Here is a 14,397-nt window from a genome sequence, read left to right as displayed (position 1 = left end):
GGTCTATCCCTCGTGTTTCCTTGCTCGGATGGATTTCCAGGCCGGCGGGGGCGTCCCCGGTGTGTCACACCGGGGACGCTCTCCGTCAGATCTCTTCGACGCTGCTGACGCCCTCGTTCGGGCGACGGGACAGGTCGATGCCGAGTTCTTCCGCGGCCCGGAAGACCTCGTCGTCGGTCTCGCGCATCTCCAGCGCCACACCGTCGCTGGACAGCACCTCGACGTTCAGGCACAGCGACTGCAGCTCCTTGAGCAGCACCTTGAACGACTCGGGGATGCCCGGCTCCGGGATGTTCTCGCCCTTGACGATGGCCTCGTACACCTTCACGCGGCCGAGCACGTCGTCGGACTTGATGGTCAGCAGCTCCTGCAGGGCGTACGCCGCCCCGTAGGCCTGCATCGCCCAGCACTCCATCTCACCGAACCGCTGGCCACCGAACTGAGCCTTACCGCCCAGCGGCTGCTGCGTGATCATGGAGTACGGACCGGTCGACCGTGCGTGGATCTTGTCGTCGACCAGGTGGTTCAGCTTCAGGATGTAGACGTACCCAACCGAGATCGGGTCCGGCAGCGGCTCGCCGGAGCGGCCGTCGAACAGCTGCGCCTTACCGTCGCCGTTGACCAGCCGCTGACCATCGCGGTTGACCAGGGTGGACTCGAGCAGGCCCTTGATCTCCTCCTCGCGGGCACCGTCGAAGACCGGGGTCGCCACGTTCGAGTCGGCCTCCGACTCGTGCGCGTCGATCGCCCGCAGCTGGCGCTTCCAGTCCTCGTTCTCGCCGTCCACCGACCAGCCGGTCTTGGCGATCCACCCGAGGTGGGTCTCCAGGACCTGGCCGATGTTCATCCGGCTCGGCACACCGAGCGGGTTGAGCACGATGTCGACCGGGGTGCCGTCCTCCAGGAACGGCATGTCCTCGACCGGCAGGATCTTCGAGATGACGCCCTTGTTGCCGTGGCGGCCGGCGAGCTTGTCACCGTCCTGGATCTTGCGCTTCTGCGCCACGTACACCCGGACCAGCTCGTTGACGCCCGGGGGCAGCTCGTCGCCGTCCTCGCGGGAGAACGTCCGGACGCCGATCACCGTGCCGGTCTCGCCGTGCGGCACCTTCAGCGAGGTGTCCCGGACCTCCCGGGCCTTCTCGCCGAAGATCGCGCGCAGCAGCCGCTCCTCCGGGGTCAGCTCGGTCTCGCCCTTGGGCGTGACCTTGCCGACCAGGATGTCGCCCGGCACGACCTCGGCACCGATCCGGATGATGCCGCGCTCGTCCAGGTCGGCGAGCATTTCCTCGCTGACGTTGGGGATGTCGCGGGTGATCTCCTCCGGGCCGAGCTTGGTGTCCCGTGCGTCGACCTCGTGCTCCTCGATGTGGATCGAGGTGAGGACGTCCTGCTGGACGAGGCGCTGCGACAGGATGATCGCGTCCTCGTAGTTGTGGCCCTCCCAGCACATGAACGCGACGAGCAGGTTCCGGCCCAGGGCCATCTCGCCGTCGTCGGTGCACGGGCCGTCCGCGATGACCTGGCCGGCCTCGACCCGGTCGCCCTCGAAGACCACGGGCTTCTGGTTGACGCAGGAGCCCGCGTTGCTGCGGCGGAACTTGTGCAGCAGGTAGGTACGCCGGTGGCCGTCGTCCTGGTGCACCGTCACGTAGTCGGCGCACAGGTCTTCGACCACGCCGCCGACCTCGGCGACGACCACGTCACCGGCGTCGACCGCGGCACGGTACTCCATGCCGGTGCCGACCAGCGGCGCCTCGGCCTTGACCAGCGGCACGGCCTGGCGCTGCATGTTCGCGCCCATGAGGGCACGGTTGGCGTCGTCGTGCTCGAGGAACGGGATCATCGCGGTGGCGACCGAGGTCATCTGCCGCGGCGAGACGTCCATGTAGTCGACCTGCGTGCCGGGCACGTAGTCGACCTCACCGCCCTTCCGGCGGACCAGGACGCGGTCCTCGGCGAAGGTGCCGTCGCTGGAGAGCGTGGCGTTGGCCTGCGCCTTGATGAACCGGTCTTCCTCGTCGGCGGTGAGGTAGTCGACCTCGTCGGTGACCCGCCCGTTGTCGACCCGCCGGTACGGCGTCTCGATGAAGCCGAACGGGTTGACCCGCGCGAACGTCGACAACGCGCCGATCAGGCCGATGTTCGGACCCTCGGGCGTCTCGATCGGGCACATCCGGCCGTAGTGCGACGGGTGCACGTCACGGACCTCGAAGCCGGCCCGCTCCCGGGACAGACCACCCGGGCCGAGCGCGCTCAGCCGGCGCCGGTGGGTCAGGCCCGCCAGCGGGTTGGTCTGGTCCATGAACTGGGACAGCTGCGACGTACCGAAGAACTCCTTGATCGCCGCCACCACCGGGCGGATGTTGATCAGGGTCTGCGGCGTGATCGCTTCGACGTCCTGGGTGGTCATGCGCTCGCGGACGACGCGCTCCATCCGGGACAGGCCGACACGGACCTGGTTCTGGATGAGCTCGCCGACCGTGCGCAGCCGCCGGTTGCCGAAGTGGTCGATGTCGTCGGCCTCGTAGCCCTCCTCGCCCGCGTGCAGGCGGCAGAGGTACTCGACGGTCTTGACGATGTCTTCCTCGGTCAGCGTGCCCCGGACGATCGGGACGTCGATCTCGAGCTTCTTGTTGAACTTGTACCGGCCGACCTTGGCGACGTCATACCGCTTCGGGTTGAAGAAGAGGTTGTCGAGCAGGGTCTGCGCGTTCTCCCGCGTCGGCGGCTCACCCGGACGCAGCTTGCGGTAGATGTCCAGCAGGGCCTCGTCCTGCCCCGCGATGTGGTCCTTCTCCAGCGTGGTCATGAGCAGCTCAGACCACCCGAAGCGCTCGCGGATCTGGTCGGCCGACCAGCCGATCGCCTTGAGCAGGACCGTGACGGCCTGGCGGCGCTTGCGGTCGATCCGGACACCGACGGTGTCGCGCTTGTCGATGTCGAACTCGAGCCAGGCACCCCGGCTCGGGATGACCTTGACGCTGGTCAGGTCGCGGTCGGAGGTCTTGTCCGGCTCCTTGGTGAAGTACACGCCCGGCGAGCGGACGAGCTGACTCACGACGACCCGCTCGGTGCCGTTGATGACGAACGTCCCCTTGGGGGTCATCATCGGGAAGTCACCCATGAACACGGTCTGGCTCTTGATCTCGCCAGTGGTGTTGTTGGTGAACTCGGCGGTCACGAACAGCGGCGCGCAGTAGGTCAGGTCCTTCTCTTTGCACTCCTCGATCGAGGCCTTGACCTCGTCGAATCGGGGAGACGAGAAGGACAGCGACATTGTGCCGGAGAAGTCCTCAATGGGACTGATCTCTTCGAGGATCTCTGCGAGGCCCGAGTGGGCGTGCGGGTCGTCCGCCGAGCGAGCCTGCCAAGCCTCGTTCCCGACCAACCAGTCGAAGGACTCCGTCTGGATGGCGAGGAGGTTGGGAACCTCAAGTTGCTCGGTGATCCTGCCGAACGAGATGCGGCGGGGAGCGTATGCGCTCGACGTACGACTGGTCTTCGCAGGGCGGGAAGCTGCCAAGATGCGTCCTTCCGAGGACCGGTGCTGCTTTTGCGGCTGAGCTGCGGTATGCAACTGTCTGCGTGCACTCCAAGGGACCCCCCAGGAAGTTACCCGGATGGATATCCTGGCAGGGCGCAAGACAGAAGGCAGCGCAAACTAGCAGTGTAGCCGCTCGGCTAACCGCTGTCCAGCCCTCGCCGAGGGGCGCTGCGGAGCGCGTCCCCGCGGCCTCCTGCCGGCGCCTCGGGGGCCGGTGCCGCAAGCGGGGCCGCTCTGGAACGCGGCGTCTCTCCCTCGTGCCGTCCGCGGGTCCCGTTCGTCTCGGTGTAACCCACAGGCGGGCTGTCGCAAGCGCGGAAACTTGCTGATGCCAGCGTGCCTGCCAGCGGACACACAGTCAAGGGTCTCGGCACCGTGCCGTCGCCCGACGGACGCGGCATAGCGACCATAACGCACGCCCGGTACCGGTTAGCCGCAATTTGTCGGTCAACAAACCGACTGGCAGCGAAACCACTCCTGACCTGCACAACCACCGCAGGAAACAGCGAAGGTGGAGGTCCCGAACGGACCTCCACCTTCACCTTACGGAGCGTTAGCTCACTTGAGCGTAACCTTGGCGCCTTCGCCCTCGAGCTTGGCCTTGGCAGCCTCGGCCTTCTCCTTGCTGACACCCTCCAGGATCGCCTTGGGGGCGCCCTCGACGGCGTCCTTGGCCTCCTTGAGGCCCAGGCCGGTCAGCTCACGCACGACCTTGATGACCTGGATCTTCTTGCCGCCGTCGCTGTCCAGAACGACGTCGAAGGAGTCCTTCTCGGCCTCGGCCGCGCCACCGTCGCCGCCACCCGGAGCCGCAGCAGCCGCAACGGCGACCGGGGCGGCAGCGGTGACCTCGAAGGTCTCCTCGAACTGCTTCACGAACTCCGAGAGCTCGATCAGCGTCATCTCCTTGAACGCGTCGAGCAGCTCCGCACTGCTGAGCTTCGCCATGTCCGGCGTCCTTTCCTTGTTTCTGAAAATGAAAAGTCAACTCCGCGAGGGGACTCAGCCCTCTGCGGAACCCTCTGCGCTCTTCTTGTCCTGCAGTGCCGCCGCCAGGCGGGCCACCTGCGACAGCGGCGCCTGGAACAGGCCCGCCGCCTTGGTCAGGTTGCCCTTCATGGCACCGGCCAGCTTGGCCAGCAGCACCTCGCGGGACTCGAGGTCAGCGATCTTGTTGACCTCGGCGGCCGTGATGGCCTTGCCCTCGAAGACGCCGCCCTTGATGACCATGACCGGGTGGGCCTTGGCGAAGGCCCGCAGGCCCTTGGCCGCCTCGACCGGGTCACCGCCGACGAAGGCGAGCGCGGTAGGACCGGTGAACAGCGCGTCGAGACCCTCGATGCCCGCCTCGGTCGCCGCCCGCTTCGCGAGCGTGTTCTTCGACACGGAGTACGTGGTCTCCTTGCCGAGCGCACGCCGCAGCTCGGTGAGCTGGGCAACCGTGAGACCGCGGTACTCGGTCAACACGGCGGCCTTCGAGTTCCGGAACTGGTCCGTCAGTTCGGCAACGGCAGTGGCCTTGTCGGCCCGGACCGGCTTGTCCGCCATGTCCCTCCTCTCTCCTTGCTCGAGCCACCGGCACAATCCAGGCCCGAACACGAGAAACGCCCCGGCGCAGGTGAGCGCACGGGGCGGACATTGACGGCCAGACACGGTCGGTGAGGACCGCGACTCGCAGACGATGGTCGCGAACCGTTCTCCCTGCGCGGGCCGCCCGCGGGTGCGGGGCCTTCGGCTGCGGCCTCCGTCGGGGACGGATGCTGCGGCGACCGGCGGTCTGTGGGTGGAACTTCGAGGAGAAGAGTACGCGGCCCCGCCGGGGAAACCAAATCCGCCCATCTCGTGCCTGGCAGGCAGTCCACGCCCGCGGCATGCGAAAGCCCCCCGGAGATGTCCGGGGGGCTTTGACGCGATGCGGCGGCGACGTCAGACGTCGGTGTCCTCCCGCAGGTTCTTCACCACGTTCGGGTCGACCTGGACGCCCGGGCCCATGGTCGTGGTGACGGTGACCTTCCTGAGGTACTTGCCCTTGGCCGCGGACGGCTTCGCGCGCAGGACCTCGTCGAGGACCGCGGCGTAGTTGTCGACCAACTGCTCGGCCGAGAACGACGCCTTACCGATGATCAGGTGCAGGTTCGAGTGCTTGTCCACCCGGAAGGTGATCTTGCCGCCCTTGATGTCCGAGACCGCCTTGGCCACGTCCATGGTCACGGTGCCGGTCTTCGGATTCGGCATCAGGCCACGGGGGCCGAGAATCCGGGCGATCCGGCCGATCTTGGCCATCTGGTCGGGGGTGGCGATCGCGGCGTCGAAGTCCAGCCAGCCGCCCTGGATCCGGGCGACCAGCTCGTCCGTGCCGACCTCGTCCGCACCGGCGGCCGTGGCCTCCTCGGCCTTCGGGCCCTGGGCGAAGACGATCACCCGCGCGGTCTTACCCGTGCCGTGCGGCAGGTTGACCGTGCCACGGACCATCTGGTCCGCCTTGCGGGGGTCCACGCCGAGCCGCATCGCGACCTCGACCGTGGCGTCGAACTTCGTCGCGCTCGTGTCCTTGGCCAGCTTGATGGCGTCGGCGGGCTCGTAGAGCTTGGTGGCGTCGATCTGCTCGGCCGCCTTGCGGTAGCCCTTGCTGCGCTGCATTTTCTCTGTACTCCTGTGGTTGATGGCGGAGCGCGCGGATCGCGCCCCTCCCACGACTTGCGGTGTTGCTTAGATCTTGGTGACCTGGTTGAAGTTCAGCTCGACCGGGGTCTCCCGGCCGAAGATCGACACCAGGACCTTCAGCTTCTGCTGGTCCGCGTTGATCTCACTGATCGAGGCCGGCAGCGACGCGAACGCGCCGTCGGTGACGGTGACGGAGTCGCCCACCTCGAAGTCCAGCACCCGAATCTCGGGCTTGGCCTTCTTCTCCTCGGCCTCGACCGCCGGGGCCAGCCACTTCAGCACCTCGTCGAGCGACAGCGGTGCCGGGCGGTCGACGCGGTCGGTCGAGCCCACGAAGCCGGTGACCCCGGGCGTGTTGCGCACGCACGAGTACGACTCCGGGGTCAGATCCATCCGGACCAGGATGTAGCCCGGGAAGACCTTGTTCTGCACCTGGAGGCGCTTGCCGTTCTTGACCTCGACCTCTTCGCGGGTCGGCACCTCGACCTGGAAGATGAAGTCCTCCATGTCGAGGCTGGTGATCCGGGTCTCGAGGTTGGTCTTCACCTTGTTTTCGTAGCCGGCGTACGAATGCACCACGTACCAGTCGCCCGGCGCGTAACGCAGCTTCTGCCGCAGCTCGGCTACAGGGTCGTAGTCGTCGTCTGCCTCCGGGGCGGCAGTCTCCACGGTGCCGGCGGCCTCGACCGACTCGTCGGTGGCCGCCGTGGCCACCGAGGACTGCTCGTCGGCGGTCTCGTCGTACTCAGGCACGCTCGCTCACTTCCGTAATGTCAGCTGCTCTTGCCGCCGAAGGCGAACAGGACCGCCTTGGCGAACCCGAAGTCCAGCACAGCCACGATCGCCGTCATGATGGCGACGAACGCGATCACGACGCCGGTATAGGTCAGCAGTTCCTTACGCGTCGGCCAGATGACCTTACGTAGTTCGCCGACGACCTCGCGGAAGAACCCACCGATCCGGCCGAAGATGCCGACGCGGCGGCCTTCCTTCTTTGCCTTGGGACTCTCGGCACTGGTCGTGCGCTCACGGACGGCCGTGCCACCACGGCCCACCGGCTCGTCGTCCTCCACGACGTCGTCGGCTACGCCCGCGTTCTCGATCGCCGCGTCATCGGGCTCGTTGTCGGGCCGGTCGCCTACGGCGTCGTCACCGGGTCGCTTCCTCTCGGCCACTTCGCCCTCTTCCCGTCGTCGATGGATGTCCCGTCAGCGCTTGGTGCGCGCTGGGCTCGTGCCGACCGCCCGCGCCGGGCGGACCGCCGCCGGCGGTCCGGCGTGAGGCGCCGGCAGCCACGCCGATCGGTTGCGCAGGGGTGACAGGACTTGAACCTGCAGCCTGCGGTTTTGGAGACCGCTGCTCTGCCAATTGAGCTACACCCCTGTGCGGGTCCTACCAATTCGCCCACGAGAGATGCCGCACACGAAAGGCAGGGTTCAGTTACCCCACGGCGCACCAGTGTACGGGTACGCCGTTCGGAATCCCAACTCGCCCTCCCCGACTCCAGGTGGGCGAACCGGTCACCGTTTGCGGATCGTTGCCCTGGCCAGGGACAGAACCTTCTCCCCCTGACAGGTCGCGGTCAGCTCGAGCCGGGTCAGCCCGTCGTCGGTAACCTCCTTGACCACGGCGGAGACCTCCACCTCTGTGCCATCGTCCGTGTCCGGGACCGGCACAGGGCGGGCAAACCGCACACTGAACTCGACCACCGCGTCCGGCGCGCCGGCCCAGGCGGTCACGGCCCGACCGGTCAACGCCATGGTGAACATGCCGTGCGCGATCACTCCCGGCAGGCCGACGCTGGTGGCGACCCGGTCATTCCAGTGGATCGGATTGAAGTCGCCCGAAGCGCCCGCATACCGCACCAGGTCGGCCCGGGTGACCCGGAACCGCTGCACCGGCAGCACCTCGCCGCTCATTTGTGCTCCTCCCCGCGCTGGACGAGCTTGGACCAGGCGGTGACGACCGGCTCGCCGGCCTCCGTGGTGACGTCGGTGCGGGTGGTGAGGAAGTCGTGTCCGCCCCGGGTGGTGATCTCCTCGATCGTGTTGACGCAGACCAGCGCGTCACCGGCGACCACCGGGCGGGTGTAGGCGAACCGCTGGTCGCCGTGCACCACCCGGCTGTAGTCGAGCCCGAGTCCGGGGTCGGTGACGATCTGCTGGCTCGCCGCCATGGTCACCACCACTGGAAAGGTGGGTGGCGCCAGCACGTCGGGATATCCCAGCGCTCGGGCTGCCTCAGGGTCGTGAAACTCCGGCTCGGTCGCGCCGATCGCGGTCGCGAACTCACGGATCTTTTCGCGGCCCACCAGGTAGGGCGGGGTCGGCGGGAAGCTCCGGCCGACGAAGGACTGATCCAGGGGCATGGGCCGAACCTACCCTGCCACCGGCACAGGAAGCAGGCGTGGCGGCGACCGTCACGGTCGCCGCCACGTCGAAGACTTCAGGTACGAGAGATCAGCGCGTCTCGCGGTGCAGGGTGTGCCGGCCGTCCCGGGGGCAGAACTTCTTGAACTCGATGCGGTCCGGGTCGTTGCGCCGGTTCTTGCGGGTGATGTAGTTCCGCTCCTTGCACTCCGTACACGCCAGGGTGATCTTCGGGCGGACGTCGGTCGCCTTGGCCATGGCGGGGTGCCTTCCTGCTCACTGGGGTGCTAACGGCATGCCAGCGTAGACGGTCCCTACGCGGACATGCAAAACGGACGCCCTTGAGCGCCCTTTCTGTGCGGCATCCGGGACGGATCCCAGATGAGTAGCGGTGGCCGGACTTGAACCGGCGACACAGCGATTATGAGCCGCTTGCTCTGCCAACTGAGCTACACCGCCGAGCCGAGCCGAGTCCAGCTCTGTGGCGGAAACGAACCCGGTTGGAGCCCCCTTACGGAATCGAACCGTAGACCTTCTCCTTACCATGGAGACGCTCTGCCGACTGAGCTAAGGGGGCGCGCGATCTCTCGCGTGATGCGCAGGGGTAAGAGTACACGGCCGCTCAGCGGAGGTGAAATCGGATCCCCCGCCCGCCCGGGATGTCGGTGACCGGTAGCGCTCGCCGTGGCGCCCGGCCCGATCAGATCACCGCGCGCAAGCGCCTGACCTCGCCCGTCGGGGTGGACTCGGGCTCGGTCTGGGCGCTGAACCAGGCCTCCAGGCGCTCGTACGGCAGGGGGCGGCTGAACAGGTAGCCCTGGCCGATCTCGCAGCCCATCTCCTCGAGCAGCTCCAGCGTCAGTTCGCTCTCCACCCCCTCCGCCACCACGGTGAGCCCGAACTCCCGGGACAGGCTGATCACCGCCCGCACGATCGCGAGGTCACCGGTGTCCGTCGCCATGCCCTGCACGAAGCTGTCGTCGATCTTCACCTCCTGCACCGGCAGCTGGCGCAGGTACGACAGCGACGAGGCGCCCGTGCCGAAGTCGTCGACGGACAGGCGCACCCCGAGATCCCGCAGCCGGTACAGGGTGGGCAGGGCCCGCTCGATCTCGCCCAGCATGCCCGGCTCGGAGATCTCGAAGGTGATCTGCGCGGGCGGAACGCGATATTCCTTGATCAGACGATGAACCAGCTCTGGGAACCGGCTGTCCAGCAGTGTGCGCGCGGACAGGTTGACCGCGATGGACAGCGGGCGGTCCGCGTCCGCCCAGGCCCGGCATCGCCGCAGGCCCATCGTGAGCACCACCTCGGTGAGCCGGTGCAACTGGCCGGTGTGCTCGGCGACCGCGATGAAGTCCTCCGGGGCCACTTCGCCGTGCGCCGGGTGCTGCCAGCGGGCGAGGCACTCCACCCCGACCAGGTGGCGGTCGGACAGCCGGACCTTGGGCTGGAAGTAGACGTCGAGTTCGTCGTTGTCCAGCGCGCGCCGCAGGTCGGCGGCCAGGCCGAGGCGGCGCACCGCCCGGGACTCCAGCGCCGGATGGAACAGCTGCACCCCGTACGGAAGCATCTTGGCCGCGTTGGCCGCCAGCTCGGCGCGCCGCAGCAGGGCCTCCGGGTCGTCGCCGTGGTCGGGTTGGACCGCGACGCCCGCGGCCGTGTCCACGTCGAGGGTCAGTGAACCGACCACCATCGGGCCGCGCAGCTGCTCACGCATCTCCGTGGCCAGCCGCACGGTCGCCTCGGTGCTCTCGGCGCGCAGCGTGACCACGAACTCGTCGCCGCCGATCCGGCCGACCAGCGACCCCGGTCCGGCGATGTTGCGCAGCCGCTCGGCGACCTCGGCCAGCAGCTTGTCGCCCGCCGAGTGGCCCATGGACTCGTTGACCTCACGGAGCCCGTCGACGTCGAAGAGCAGCACGGCCACGACCTCACCCGGCGCGCGGACCTTGACCGACTCCGCCAGGGCGTCCGTCATCCGCCGCCGGTTGGGCAGTGAGGTGAGCCGGTCGTGGTACGCGTCGTAGCGCAGCCGGTCGACCAGCCGGGAGTTCTCGACCGCGACCGCCGCGTGCGCGGCGATCGTCTCCAGCACCTGCACGTCGGCCTGCCGGAAGGACTGCGTCTCGCCGAGCCGGTTGACCACCTCGAGGGAGCCGACCGTGGTCTGGCCGGAGCGCAGCGGGATGACGATGACGTCCTTCACGCTCGCGTCGCGCAGGGTGTGCCGAAGATCCGCGGTGTCGTCGAAGGCGGCGCCCACCGCGATCGCGTGCTGGCCCGCAAGCGCGCGCTCGCGCACGGCTGTCGGGGTGGGCGAGATGTCGAGCAGGCCCGCATCGTCGACACGCGCCGTGAGCAGCACCTCCGGGTGGCGCCCCTGAGCGGGCAGCCACAGCGTCGCGTACTCGGCGCGCATGAGCCGGCGCACTCGCCCGAGCAGCACGTCGGGCAGGCCACCGTCGTTGCTGTGCTCGCGTACGGCGAGGGTGAGTTCGTAGACGTCCGCGAGCGTGCGGTGCTGGCGGAAGAAGCCCTCGAACGAGCGGAACAGCAGCACCACGGCTCCGACGAGGACACCCAGCAGGAGGCCCGCCCACGGGGTCGCGTCCAGCGCGACCAGGAAGACCAGGCCGACGGCGATGTTGATGGAGGCCGTACCGATCGCGGCGGGGGCGGACCGCAGGACCCCCTGACCGGCCTGCGGACCTTGCAGCAGCATGATGACGCTGCCCACCGCGGCGTGGGCGACGATGGCGCTGGTGATACAGGCGGCGAAGAGGATGCCCCAGGTCCCGGGACCGGCGCCGCGGAGGTCCGGAAGGGCGGCGACCACGAGCAGCGCGGCCGACGTCGCGGCGCCGGCCTTGGCGACGTTGAACCAGAGTTTCGTCGGTTCCACCCGCGCGCGCAGCTGGGCGATCACGGCGCCGACCGTGACGACCGTCAGCACCATCATCGGTGGGAGAAAGCCGATAGCGAGGACCAGCGGAATCTCGGTCAGGACCACCGCGGTGTTCTGCTGGCGGATGAGGACGTTGAGGACCGCCACCGCGGCCAGCACGATTCCGGCCAGGGCGACGAGGCCGCCAAGCCAGGCTTGATACCAGGTCGGGTCGGAAATCCAGAAAACCAGACCGCAGACGAATGCGAACACGGCGAGAGGCGTCGTGATCAACCACGCGTACTCCGGCGAACGCCGCGGCGACGGCCCACGCCTGGTCATGGCGCTCCTCGATCAGTCGATCCGGCGCTGACACACCTCTAGGGCGCGCCTGACGTCAGGCCCAGACGGTGTCGCCCAGCAGCTGCTGGGTGGCCGCGATGGCCGGTCCCCCGGTCCCGTGCTCTGCGGCCACGGTCGAGGCGCCAGCGCCGCCGAGAAGCGCGGCGAGCACGAAAACCAAGCCGGCGAGGCGGCTCAGCTTCCTTGCAGACATGTTGTGCTCCTATTGGGAAATCTCGCATCCGGTGGGGGGTTCCATGATGGTGCCACACCCCTTGTCCGTCGGGCAGTGTCCACAGGCCCGTCGAAGCCGCACATCCCAAAATCCTGGCTGAACGGCTGAGTTACTTGCGCAATCGCGACCCGCAAAATTGGCAGCTTTAGGGCCGATTTAATGGCAGAAGTAAGACCATTCCGGCCATCGTCGTCAGGGCACCTTGACGTCAGGCCGACTTGACGGAAGACTGCGGGTATGGCCTCACCCGACGAACTCGAGCGCCGACACACTCTCGCCACCGCCACGGCCCGCTACGACGAGTTGCGCATGCAGGACGCGCTCGCCGCGATGGCAGCTGACGACGAGACGCCACCCCTCACCCGCGAGGAATCCCTCGAGCTCCTCGCACTCAGCGAGGTGGTCATCCGCAAAGCCGGTTACGGACGCCAGCCGATGATCCGCTCGGCACGCGCGGCGGGAGCGTCCTGGACCCAGATCGGGGCCGCGCTGGGCAGCAGCAAGCAGGCCGCCTGGGAGGGCCACAACCGATGGATCGAGGAGCAGGCACGGCAGCACGACGACACCGGTTACCAGGGCCTTGGCCCAGCCGAGGTGGACACCGCGCGCGGCCTCGCCGGACGCCGCCCGGACTAGATCAGTCCCCGGTCGCCACGGGACGGCGCGGATCACCGCAGTACTGCGACCAGGAACCTGGATACAGCCGCCCCGGACCGAGGCCGGCGTGCTCCAAGGCCAACAGGTTGTGGCAAGCCGTCACCCCGGATCCGCAGTACGAGATCGTGTCGGCACCGGCCCCGGCCGCCGAGAACCGTTGTCGCAGCTCCGCCACCGGCAGGAAGCGACCGTCGGCGGACAGGTTGTCACGGCAGGGCAGGTTGCGTGCGCCCGGAATGTGCCCCGGGCGCGGATCGACCGGCTCCACCTCGCCCCGGAACCGCGCCGGATCCCGGGCGTCCAGCACGACCGCGGAAAGATCGGTCACCGCGTCGATGCCCGCCAGCCGCTCCGCCGGCCACGGACGCGTGGCGAAGACGGCGCGTGGCCGGCGCGGCTCATCTCGGGTCAGCTCACCGCCGTACACGGAAAGCCCGCCGTCGAGCAGCGCCGCGTCGTGGCCGGTCGCCCGCAGCATCCACACCAGCCGGGCCGCGACCACCCCGCCCGCGTCGTCGTACCCGATCACGATGTCGTCGTCGCCGATGCCGAGCGCCGCCATGCCCTCGGCGAACACCGCCGGGTCCGGCAGCGGATGCCGGCCCTCGGCCGGCGACGCGGGCCCGGCCAGCCAGCGGTCCAGATCGACGAAGACGGCACCCGGCAGATGCCCGGCCTCGTAGGCCGCGCGGCCGGAACGGCCGTCGAGATACCAGCGGACGTCGGCCAGGACGATCCGCGCACCCGCCGCGCGCACCCACTCCAGGTCGACAACCGGCTCGATCAACGCCCCTCCCCATCCTCCGGGTCCTCGTCGCCCGGCGACGACCGCCGACCGCGTGGACGAAAGCGCACCACGGCCACCGCGACCAACGCCACCGCCAGCCCCCCGCTGATCGCGGACGCGGCGGAACCCGGCAGGTACAGCCCGACCACGAGGATCAGCAACGCCAAGCCGAAGAGCAGATGGTAGAGCCCCGCCGCGCGCACGTCACGGAACGTGCGGGCGGTCGCGGCAGGCATGCGGCGGGTCACCAGCATGGTCACACCCATGGCCGCGAGACCCACCCCGACCGCCGCGCCGACGCCGACCGTCCAGCCGCTGACACTCATGACGCAAGTCTGCGGGCAGCGTCGGCGGCGCACGGGCGGATCGCGGGTTCCCCCCGCTCGTCTCGGCGTGCGGGGCGCCCCGGTGCGCTAGCGGTAGTTGGTGAACTGGAGCGCGACGCCGAAGTCCTCCTGCTTGAGCAGGGCGATCACGGCCTGGAGGTCGTCGCGCTTCTTGCCCGTGACCCGGAGCTGGTCACCCTGAATCTGGGCCTGCACGCCCTTGGGGCCCTCGTCGCGGATCTTCTTGCTGATCGCCTTGGCCTTGTCGGCCTCGATCCCCTCGATGACCTTGCAATCGATCTTGTACGTCTTACCCGACTGGCGCGGCTCACCCGCGTCCAGCGACTTCAGCGAGATGTTGCGCTTGACCAGCTTCTCCTTGAAGACGTCGAGCGCCGCCGCGGCCCGCTCCTCCGTCTCCGAGGTGATCGACACCCCGGATTCCCCCGAACGGGTGATCGTGGTGCCGGTGCCCCGGAAGTCGAACCGGGTGCCCAGCTCCTTCTCCGCTTGGTGGAAGGCGTTGTCGACCTCCTGCCGGTCGACCTTGCTGACGATGTCGAACGACGGACTGGCTGCCATG

Annotated in this window: 15 protein-coding genes and 3 tRNA genes; 1 reads left to right on the top strand and 17 read right to left on the bottom strand. The window is 68.5% G+C overall.

Going from position 1 to position 14,397, the window contains the following annotated elements; genetic code table 11:
• Positions 1 to 85: 85 nt before the first annotated feature.
• The 14 genes from ACMCNO_RS05525 to ACMCNO_RS05460 form a co-directional block, all read right to left on the bottom strand.
• The gene (locus tag ACMCNO_RS05525; RefSeq protein WP_412748340.1) at positions 86 to 3,526 is read right to left on the bottom strand and encodes a DNA-directed RNA polymerase subunit beta; all 3,441 of its coding nucleotides are present in this window, start codon (positions 3,524 to 3,526) and stop codon (positions 86 to 88) included.
• 579 nt (positions 3,527 to 4,105) lie between these two features.
• Positions 4,106 to 4,495 carry a 50S ribosomal protein L7/L12 gene (gene rplL, locus ACMCNO_RS05520; protein WP_412748339.1) on the bottom strand — a complete coding sequence of 130 codons (390 nt, stop codon included), beginning with the start codon at positions 4,493 to 4,495 and terminating at the stop codon, positions 4,106 to 4,108.
• A gap of 54 nt (positions 4,496 to 4,549) precedes the next feature.
• Positions 4,550 to 5,095, bottom strand: coding sequence for a 50S ribosomal protein L10 (gene rplJ / locus ACMCNO_RS05515; RefSeq protein WP_412748338.1), 546 nt, complete (start codon positions 5,093 to 5,095; stop codon positions 4,550 to 4,552).
• Between the two features lie 378 nt (positions 5,096 to 5,473).
• Entirely contained in the window at positions 5,474 to 6,187 is a 714-nt protein-coding gene (gene rplA / locus ACMCNO_RS05510; RefSeq protein ID WP_412748337.1) for a 50S ribosomal protein L1, read from the bottom strand.
• Between the two features lie 69 nt (positions 6,188 to 6,256).
• On the bottom strand, positions 6,257 to 6,964 hold the full coding sequence (gene nusG, locus ACMCNO_RS05505; protein WP_412748336.1) for a transcription termination/antitermination protein NusG: 708 nt from the start codon (positions 6,962 to 6,964) through the stop codon (positions 6,257 to 6,259).
• A gap of 20 nt (positions 6,965 to 6,984) precedes the next feature.
• On the bottom strand, positions 6,985 to 7,386 hold the full coding sequence (gene secE / locus ACMCNO_RS05500; RefSeq protein WP_412748335.1) for a preprotein translocase subunit SecE: 402 nt from the start codon (positions 7,384 to 7,386) through the stop codon (positions 6,985 to 6,987).
• 135 nt (positions 7,387 to 7,521) lie between these two features.
• A tRNA-Trp gene (locus ACMCNO_RS05495) sits at positions 7,522 to 7,594 on the bottom strand.
• Between the two features lie 137 nt (positions 7,595 to 7,731).
• Positions 7,732 to 8,130 carry a MaoC family dehydratase gene (locus ACMCNO_RS05490; RefSeq protein WP_412748334.1) on the bottom strand — a complete coding sequence of 133 codons (399 nt, stop codon included), beginning with the start codon at positions 8,128 to 8,130 and terminating at the stop codon, positions 7,732 to 7,734.
• The gene (locus ACMCNO_RS05485; RefSeq protein ID WP_412748333.1) at positions 8,127 to 8,579 is read right to left on the bottom strand and encodes a MaoC family dehydratase N-terminal domain-containing protein; all 453 of its coding nucleotides are present in this window, start codon (positions 8,577 to 8,579) and stop codon (positions 8,127 to 8,129) included. Before ACMCNO_RS05485 ends, ACMCNO_RS05490 begins: the two co-directional genes overlap by 4 nt.
• Positions 8,580 to 8,670: 91 nt before the next feature.
• A complete protein-coding gene (rpmG, locus tag ACMCNO_RS05480) occupies positions 8,671 to 8,838 on the bottom strand; it encodes a 50S ribosomal protein L33 (RefSeq protein ID WP_412748332.1) in 168 nt (55 codons plus the stop codon).
• A 128-nt stretch (positions 8,839 to 8,966) separates the two neighbouring features.
• A tRNA-Met gene (locus ACMCNO_RS05475) sits at positions 8,967 to 9,039 on the bottom strand.
• Between the two features lie 42 nt (positions 9,040 to 9,081).
• Positions 9,082 to 9,157: transfer RNA gene (locus ACMCNO_RS05470), tRNA-Thr, on the bottom strand.
• A 123-nt stretch (positions 9,158 to 9,280) separates the two neighbouring features.
• Complete coding sequence (locus tag ACMCNO_RS05465) at positions 9,281 to 11,809, bottom strand: EAL domain-containing protein (protein ID WP_412748331.1); 2,529 nt, start codon at positions 11,807 to 11,809, stop codon at positions 9,281 to 9,283.
• A 55-nt stretch (positions 11,810 to 11,864) separates the two neighbouring features.
• Complete coding sequence (locus tag ACMCNO_RS05460; RefSeq protein ID WP_412748330.1) at positions 11,865 to 12,023, bottom strand: hypothetical protein; 159 nt, start codon at positions 12,021 to 12,023, stop codon at positions 11,865 to 11,867.
• Between the two features lie 258 nt (positions 12,024 to 12,281).
• On the opposite strand from ACMCNO_RS05460, the gene ACMCNO_RS05455 reads away from it, so the two are divergent.
• Positions 12,282 to 12,680, top strand: a complete 399-nt coding sequence (locus ACMCNO_RS05455; RefSeq protein ID WP_412748329.1) for a hypothetical protein — start codon at positions 12,282 to 12,284, stop codon at positions 12,678 to 12,680.
• Between the two features lies 1 nt (position 12,681).
• Here the strand turns inward: ACMCNO_RS05455 and ACMCNO_RS05450 are convergent, their stop codons facing one another.
• The 3 genes from ACMCNO_RS05450 to ACMCNO_RS05440 all read right to left on the bottom strand — a co-directional run bounded on the left by ACMCNO_RS05450 (position 12,682) and on the right by ACMCNO_RS05440 (position 14,396).
• Complete coding sequence (locus ACMCNO_RS05450) at positions 12,682 to 13,488, bottom strand: sulfurtransferase (RefSeq protein ID WP_412748328.1); 807 nt, start codon at positions 13,486 to 13,488, stop codon at positions 12,682 to 12,684.
• Positions 13,485 to 13,814, bottom strand: coding sequence for a hypothetical protein (locus tag ACMCNO_RS05445; protein ID WP_412748327.1), 330 nt, complete (start codon positions 13,812 to 13,814; stop codon positions 13,485 to 13,487). Before ACMCNO_RS05445 ends, ACMCNO_RS05450 begins: the two co-directional genes overlap by 4 nt.
• Positions 13,815 to 13,901: 87 nt before the next feature.
• Positions 13,902 to 14,396, bottom strand: a complete 495-nt coding sequence (locus ACMCNO_RS05440) for a YajQ family cyclic di-GMP-binding protein (protein WP_412748326.1) — start codon at positions 14,394 to 14,396, stop codon at positions 13,902 to 13,904.
• Between the last annotated feature and the right edge of the window lies 1 nt (position 14,397).

Source organism: Krasilnikovia sp. M28-CT-15, assembly GCF_047159595.1.
In the GTDB taxonomy this organism is placed as follows: Bacteria; Actinomycetota; Actinomycetes; order Mycobacteriales; family Micromonosporaceae; genus Actinoplanes.
Note: the sequence above shows the minus strand (reverse complement) of the source record. Positions and strands in the feature narration are given on the sequence as shown.